The sequence below is a fragment of the Jatrophihabitans sp. genome, assembly GCA_036389035.1.
GTDB lineage: Bacteria > Actinomycetota > Actinomycetes > Mycobacteriales > Jatrophihabitantaceae > Jatrophihabitans_A.
In genome coordinates this window covers 495,746-502,392 of sequence record DASVQQ010000011.1, presented here as the reverse complement: position 1 = coordinate 502,392, position 6,647 = coordinate 495,746, and the positions used below count along the sequence as shown (strand labels likewise).

The following is a 6,647-nucleotide window of genomic DNA, read 5'->3' as shown; positions in this document are numbered from 1 at the left end:
CCGGCTGGCCGGTGGAGTTGTCGATCACTCCGGCCGAGGCCGACCACGGTGCTGCGGAGCCGGTCTCAAAGCCGGGGTTGCCCAGCTTCTGCCCGGGGGCTGTGCAGCCCCCGCCGGTGCCGCTGATCGTCCAGGTGAACGCCGCGCTGCCACTGGCGCTGGCGGCGTCGGTGGCGGTCACGTTGACGTTATAGGTGCCCGCGGTCGTCGGAGTGCCCGAGATCAACCCGGTGGAGGCGTTGATCGACAGGCCGGCCGGCAGGCCGGACGCCGTCCAGGAGTACGGAGCGGTGCCGCCACTGGCCGTCATCTGCTGGCTGGTAGCGGTGCCCACCGTGCCGGACTTGGCACCCGGGTTGGCCACCGTCACACCACCGGTGGTGGAACAGGTCGGGTCGGCGGTCTGTGCGGGAACGCTGACGGCGTCCCAGGCTGCCTTGACCTTGTTGAAGTTGGTGCAGTTGCCGGGGGTGAGGTTCTTGGCGGCGTTCAGGGTCTGGGTGCGGTACCTGAAGTACGTCATGCCCGAGGTCTTGGCCAGCATGGCGTTGTAGAAGATCTTGGCGGAGGTCTGGATGCCGATGCCGACCAGGCCGGTGGAGCCGTTGCAGGTGGTGCTGGTGGGCTGGCCGTTGGTGGGGTTGGTGCCTTCGGCGAGCAGGTAGAACCAGTGGTTGCCCGGACCGGCCGCGGCATGGGTCGCGGTGGTGGGAATCGAGCTGGAGTAGCAGTTCGGGTGACCGGCCAGCGACGGGTTGTACATGTAGCGGATCGGCCCGTTGCCGACCAGGTTGACCTCTTCGCCGATGGTGTAGTCCGGCGGGTCATAGGCGGCGGCCTGGTTGGAGTACCACTCGGTCGTCGTTCCCAGGACGTCGGCGGTGAACTCGGCGACCGCGGAGGAGCCGATGCCGCCGGGGGTGTTGGCGTCGATACCGTGGCCGTATTCGTGGCCGACCACGTCTATGGCCGAGATCCACTCGCCGGCGTTGTTCTTGCCGATCGCGACCTTGGTGCCGTCCCAGAATGCGTTGGTGTCATTGAGGCCCACGTGGACGGGGAACCCGCCGCCGGTGCCGTTGATGCCGTTACGGCCGAGCCAGCTGGCCAGCATCTTCCACTGGGTCTGGACGCCGAACAGGCTGTCCACGCAGCCGGTCTCGATGTTGGTGCCGACGCCGTTGCCCCACACGTCATCGGAGCCCGAGAGCACCGCTCCGCCGCTGTAGTTGCGGCAGGAGATGCCCGGACGGATCGGGTCGGTCATCGTCCAGGTGGTGGTGGTGGGGTGGCTGGTGTCGATGGTCAGCGGGTTCGGGCCGTTCCACTTGCCGGTGCCGGTGCCGTGGCTGACCTCGTCGTAGGAGTAGGCCAGCGCGCCGGTCCTGGCGTCGGTGAACACGTGCAGCTTGCTGGGCTCGGCGCCGGTGTGGCTGGCGACCACGGTCTCGTAGGCCAGCCGCGGCGTGCCGAGGGCGAGCACGACCTGGCGGGTGCCGGTGACCGAGTCGATGACCTTGCCCTTGGCGTGGGCCCGGGCGGCGGCCGCGGCCTGGGCAGGAGTGCGGGCGGCGCTGGTGGCCACGTTGATGGCCCTTTCCTGGGCCACCGAGGTGGACAGCACCTTGCCGGTGGCGTCGGTGACCACCACGAAGTCGCCGCCGACTACCGGCAGGCCCTTGTAGGTGCGGTCATAGGGCACGTACTGCAACCCCTCCGGCGTGGAGACCACCTCGCGGGCGATGAACGCGTCGTGGTTGCTGACGTGCAGGGCGGCTGCCTTGGAGGCAACCAGCCGGGCCGCGGACGCCGCGGCCAGCGCGCTCGGCGACGCCTTGGGGCCGGGCGCGGCGGTAGCCGAGCTGCTGGTGAGCGCGACGCCGGTGACGGCCATGGCCGCCAAACCCGTGAGGGCGGCAATCGCAGTGGAGCGACGAGGTCGCTGGGCAAGAACCATTGGGTGGGTTCCTTCAGGGGTCGGTGAAGCAGGGGAGTGATGGGGATGGACGGGGCACGGCTATGGATCGTTCACAGCGACCTTGCAGGCGCGCGCCCACCCCGACTCTGCTGACGGATGAGGGCCCCCCGCGCGTAACTACTGCCCGTAGCGGACGTTATCGAGGTTTGCAGACAATTTCAATGGAAATTCTTATATTTCAAACAATGGGACGAAAGGGGCTGCCGGGGCTGATGGGACCATGTGTGCAGGCCCCTATGACGGCGCTGCCGCCGACGGCCCGGCGGCGGGCCGTCGGGGGTACTAGTCCTATCGTCTGATGGCGGGCGTACCGGGTCGGGGAGGAGAACTGTTAGTGACAGTTCCAGTAGCCACTTGGAGATCGACATGAACCGGGTGTTCCTTCTAACCGCAGCAGCTCTCACCGCTGTCGGACTCGCGGCCGCTCCCGCCGTGGCCGGCCTGGTCAACAACCCGTCGTTCAGCCAGCAGTTGCCGGTGCGCGCTCCCAGCGGCGCCCAGACGGTCGAGGTCGGCGACAACGCCTCCCTGACGGTGCGCCCGAGCGCGACCCCGTCCGCCAGCCCGAGCGAGAGCCCGTCCGATGACCGGAGCCGGTCCGCCGAGCCGAGCCGGTCCGCCGAGCCGAGCCGGTCCAGGACGCCGGAGCCCGGTGATGACAACGGTGGTGACCGCAGCAGAAGCGCCAGTTCCGGACCCAGCGATGACGATGACCGCAGCAGCAGCGCGAGCTCCGGAACCGATGACAACGGTGGTGACCGCGACGACAACTCCGGCAGTGGCTCGGACAACTCCGGCAGTGGCTCGGACAACTCCGGCAGCGGTTCCGGCGACGACGACGATTAAGGTAGTGGCGCGCCAAATCAGGCAGTGGCTCGGGCAGCGATGACGACTGAGAAGGACCGGCGTAAGCAGTGACGGCCCAGAACGACGGCGGCGCCGTAGCGGTCCCCGCGACCGTTACGGCGCCACTGCCTGCGCTGCCGACGCCGGATACCGGACCGGGCGGGGGGCCGGACGCCGGACCGGGTCGGTGGCGGACCCTGGTGTCACCGCAAGCCAGCGCTCCACGGCCGGCCTCGGTCCGGCGGATCCTGACCCAGGTGGCGGCCTCGGTGGCGCTGGCGTTCACCGTGGTGGCGGCCAGCGGCATCCTGATGTTCCAGCAGATCGCCAAGCAGGAAGCCGTCCACCGGGTGGCCGAGGTGACCGACGTCCTCGCCGAGAGCCTGGTGCAGCCGGCACTCACCGACGCGATGGCCAACGACCCGGCAGCGGCCACGGCAGGGCTGGACTCGGTGATGCGCAACCAGATCCTCACCACCCAGGTGGTACGGGTGAAGCTGTGGAACCCGCAGGGGCTGGTGCTCTACTCCGACGAGCGGCGCCTGATCGGCCAGCGCTTCGCCCTGGACGCCGATGCCCGGGACGCGCTGACCGCTCCGCGCACCCAAGCCGGTATCACCGACCTGGACCGGCCGGAGAACGGGCTGGAGTCAGCGCCCGGCAAGTTGCTGGAGGTCTACCGCCCGGTCTGGACGCCCAATGGCCAGCCGCTGCTGTTCGAAGCCTACTTTCGCTATGACCTGGTCTCCCAGCGCAGCGATGAGCTCTGGCGGGGCTTCTCCGGCGTGATGCTGAGCACCCTGGCGGCGGTGCTGGTGTTGCTGGCTCCGCTGCTGTGGCTGTTCTACCGGCGGGCCCGCTCGGCGCAGCTGCAGCGCGAGCAGTTGATGCGCCGGGCGCTGGATGCCTCCACCGAGGAACGGCGGCGGATCGCGGCGACCCTGCACGACGGCGTGGTGCAACAGCTGGCGGGCGCGGCCTTCTTGGTCGGCAGTGAGGTCGAGCGGGCCAACACCCAGGGTGAGCAGGCCCGGGCGGAGCGGCTGGCCGAGGCGGCCGCGTCGGTCCGTGACGGGGTGGCCGGCATGCGGTCGTTGCTGGTCGACATCTACCCGCCGAGCCTGACCGTCGGGGGGCTGGCCGCGGCGCTGGCAGACCTGGTCAGGACGCAGTCGGGCTCGGCCGCTCGGATCCACCTGGAGGTCGATCCGGCAGCCGAGGCGGCGCTGGACGCCGAGCAGCAGCAGGCGGTGTTCCGGGTCGCCCAGGAATGCCTGCGCAACGCGGTGCGGCACGCCGGGGCCGGCAACATCTGGATCGAGCTGAGCCAGCAGCCCAAGGACGTCCGGCTGGAAGTGGCCGATGACGGTCGCGGCCTGGAGCCCGAGCGCGTTGAGCAGGCCGCGGCCGGCGGGCACCTGGGCCTGCGGTTGATCACCGACGTCGCGGTCGCGGCCGGCGCCCGGCTGTCGGTGGCCAGCAGCTCCACCGGCACCCGGTTCCGCCTGGAGGTTCCCAGATGATCAGGGTGCTGCTGGCCGATGACCACCGGCTGGTGCGGGCCGGACTCGCCGGGCTGTTGAGCACCGCCGCCGACATCGAGGTGGTCGGCGAGGCGGCCGACGGCCGGCAAGCGGTGGACCTCAGCGTCACGGCACGTCCGGATGTGATCCTGATGGACCTGTCGATGCCGGTGCTCGACGGGATCGAGGCCACCCGGTTGATCCTCGATCACGCCCCGTCGACCCGGGTGATAGCGCTGACCTCGTTCGCCGACAAGGACAAGGTCAGCGACATGCTGGCCAGCGGGGCCGTCGGATACCTGCTCAAGGACAGCGAGCCGGCCGAGCTGCTGGCGGCGGTGCGCTCGGCCAGCGCCGGCGGCGCGCCGCTGGATCCCCGGGTGGCGATCACCCTGCTGCCCAACAGGCAACCCACCTCCGTCGTCGAGCAGTTGAGCAGCCGCGAGCGCGAGGTGCTGGCACTGGCCACCCAGGGCCTGGCGAACAAGCAGATCGGTCGGACGCTGGGCATCGCCGAGCGAACCGTCAAGGTTCACCTGGGCAATGTCTTTCGCACGATCGGTGTCAGCGATCGGACGTCAGCCGCCGTCTGGGCCCGTGACCACCTGCCCGAAGCGCGCGACCGGGGCGACGGCAGCCCCGGTTTCTAGGCCGCGCCGCCTACCCGCCGCGTCAGGACCTGGATTTGGCGGTGGACTTCCGGTTCGCCTTCTTGAGCGCTTCGACCAGTTCTGACTTGGTCATTCGCGATCGGCCTGGCACGTCGAGCCGCTTGGCCAGCTCCATTAGATGTGCCTTGCTGGCGTTGGCGTCCACCCCCTCGGCGGTCTCACCACCGCGCCGGGCGCGCGCGCCGCGCCGCGCGGAGTGCTCGTCAGAGGGGCCTTTCTTGCCGTCCTCCTTGGGCTCCCAGTGATCGCCGACCTTCTCGAAGGAGTGCTTGAGCGAGGAGAAGGCGGTGCGGTGCGCCCGCTCGCCCTCGCCGTAGCTCTCCACCGCCGAGTCGTGCGTCTTGGACCAGGTCTCCTGCGCCTTCTTCGGCGATCGCTTCAGCGTCGAGGGCAGTTCTTCCTTGGCAGGCATAACTTTCCTTCACTGGTTGGAGTCGGTTACCGGATGCTTGGGAGAAGGTGCGGCTCAGATCGGGGGCGCGGCTCAGGTCGGCGTCGAGGCATCGGTGTAGCGCAGCAGCGCGGCGATGCCCTGCTGCACGTACTGGTGACCGCCCGGGGTGATGACCAGGCCGGCGCCACTGCCCGCCAGCGCCCTGACCAGCGCGGCGTCCAGCCGGTCGTGCTGGATGTCGGTGATACCGAGGTCGCTGAGCTCGGCGTCGGTCTCGGCCAGCAGCAGCGGGTCGGGCCCGATCGAGGCGGTGGCGGTCGAGGACGGGTCATCGGAGAGCACCAGGGTGTCGACCTGGGCCTTGCGAAGCGCGTCCAGCACGGCCGAGATGCCGGTGACCGCGTAGTCGTGCCTGCCCACGGCCTGCTGCAACCGAGCCAGGATGTCGCGCCGTTCGGCCCAGATGTAGTGCAGCAGCGCGGAGTGCACGGCCTCGTCCAGCGCCTCGCGCGAGGCCCCCTCGGCCCGCGTGCCGTGCTCGAGCTGGTCGACTTTCACCCGCTGCGGCAGCACCTTGGACAGCTCGTCGTTCACCAGGTGGCGGGCCCGGACGTCCCCGGCCAGCAGCACCACCTGCACCTCGGGCGGCAACTGGTGGTTGATGGCCTGGGCCACCTCCTTGCTGTTGGTCTCCCAGGCGTTCTCGACCCGGTTCTGGAAAGCGCGCTCGTTCCAGACGTCGCGGCCGGTCTTGCGCAGCGGGTACTCCGCGCCGCCCTCGACGGAGGACTGCTGGCTGTGAATGTCGTCCAGGACGGTGTAGACGTCGGCGCCGGTCCGGTCGATCAGCACGATCAGGTGCGGGATCTGGGTGGACCGGTGGGCCAGGTAGGGCAGCACGTGGGGCAGCGGTGACCAGCGCCCGAGCTCGCGCAGCGGCGGCTGGCGGGTGATCTCGTCGACCAGCACCCCACCGCCGGCGGCCACGATGAACTGCCCGTGCCGGCCGGCCACCTCCAGATGCGCGCCGGCCACCTCGTCGATGGCTTCCAGCGTCTTGTCGTCGGCGCCGGCCTCGGCCAGTTGCGCGCGCATGCCCCGCCAGCGGAGCTCGACTTCGGTGTCGCCGGACTCGCTGGCCCGGGTGGCGTCCAGGTAGACCGAGGCGAACGGGCCTTGGTGGCTGTACAGGGCGGAGATCGGGTCTGGAATCTGCATGGCGGTATGCGTACCTC

The 6,647-nt window shown here is 69.9% G+C and carries 6 protein-coding genes; 3 read left to right on the top strand and 3 right to left on the bottom strand.

Features of this window, described 5'->3' with window-relative positions; genetic code table 11:
* Nucleotides 1-1,894: M4 family metallopeptidase (locus tag VF557_10145; GenBank protein ID HEX8080557.1), on the bottom strand; the 1,894-nt coding region annotated here is incomplete at its 3' end.
* Nucleotides 1,895-2,344: 450 nt separating this feature from the next.
* Here VF557_10145 and VF557_10140 point away from each other — a divergent pair.
* The 3 genes from VF557_10140 (at nucleotide 2,345) to VF557_10130 (ending at nucleotide 4,997) form a co-directional block, all read left to right on the top strand.
* Nucleotides 2,345-2,824, top strand: coding sequence for a hypothetical protein (locus tag VF557_10140; GenBank protein ID HEX8080556.1), 480 nt, complete (start codon nucleotides 2,345-2,347; stop codon nucleotides 2,822-2,824).
* A gap of 200 nt (nucleotides 2,825-3,024) precedes the next feature.
* On the top strand, nucleotides 3,025-4,347 hold the full coding sequence (locus VF557_10135; protein HEX8080555.1) for an ATP-binding protein: 1,323 nt from the start codon (nucleotides 3,025-3,027) through the stop codon (nucleotides 4,345-4,347).
* Nucleotides 4,344-4,997 (top strand): response regulator transcription factor, encoded by a 654-nt coding sequence (locus VF557_10130; protein HEX8080554.1) that lies wholly within the window; start codon nucleotides 4,344-4,346, stop codon nucleotides 4,995-4,997. The genes VF557_10135 and VF557_10130 overlap by 4 nt, the downstream gene beginning before the upstream one ends.
* Nucleotides 4,998-5,019: 22 nt before the next feature.
* On the opposite strand, the gene VF557_10125 is transcribed toward VF557_10130, so the two are convergent.
* Nucleotides 5,020-5,430 (bottom strand): ChaB family protein, encoded by a 411-nt coding sequence (locus VF557_10125; protein ID HEX8080553.1) that lies wholly within the window; start codon nucleotides 5,428-5,430, stop codon nucleotides 5,020-5,022.
* 72 nt (nucleotides 5,431-5,502) lie between these two features.
* The gene (locus VF557_10120; protein ID HEX8080552.1) at nucleotides 5,503-6,630 is read right to left on the bottom strand and encodes a Vms1/Ankzf1 family peptidyl-tRNA hydrolase; all 1,128 of its coding nucleotides are present in this window, start codon (nucleotides 6,628-6,630) and stop codon (nucleotides 5,503-5,505) included.
* Nucleotides 6,631-6,647: the final 17 nt, after the last annotated feature.

What these genes read in the sequence shown, in the direction of transcription:
- VF557_10120 (HEX8080552.1), bottom strand. Translation starts at nt 6,630, where the DNA reads ATGCAGATTCCAGACCCGATCTCCGCCCTGTACAGCCACCAAGGCCCG.
- VF557_10140 (HEX8080556.1), top strand. Translation starts at nt 2,345, where the DNA reads ATGAACCGGGTGTTCCTTCTAACCGCAGCAGCTCTCACCGCTGTCGGA.
- VF557_10125 (HEX8080553.1), bottom strand. Translation starts at nt 5,430, where the DNA reads ATGCCTGCCAAGGAAGAACTGCCCTCGACGCTGAAGCGATCGCCGAAG.
- VF557_10130 (HEX8080554.1), top strand. Translation starts at nt 4,344, where the DNA reads ATGATCAGGGTGCTGCTGGCCGATGACCACCGGCTGGTGCGGGCCGGA.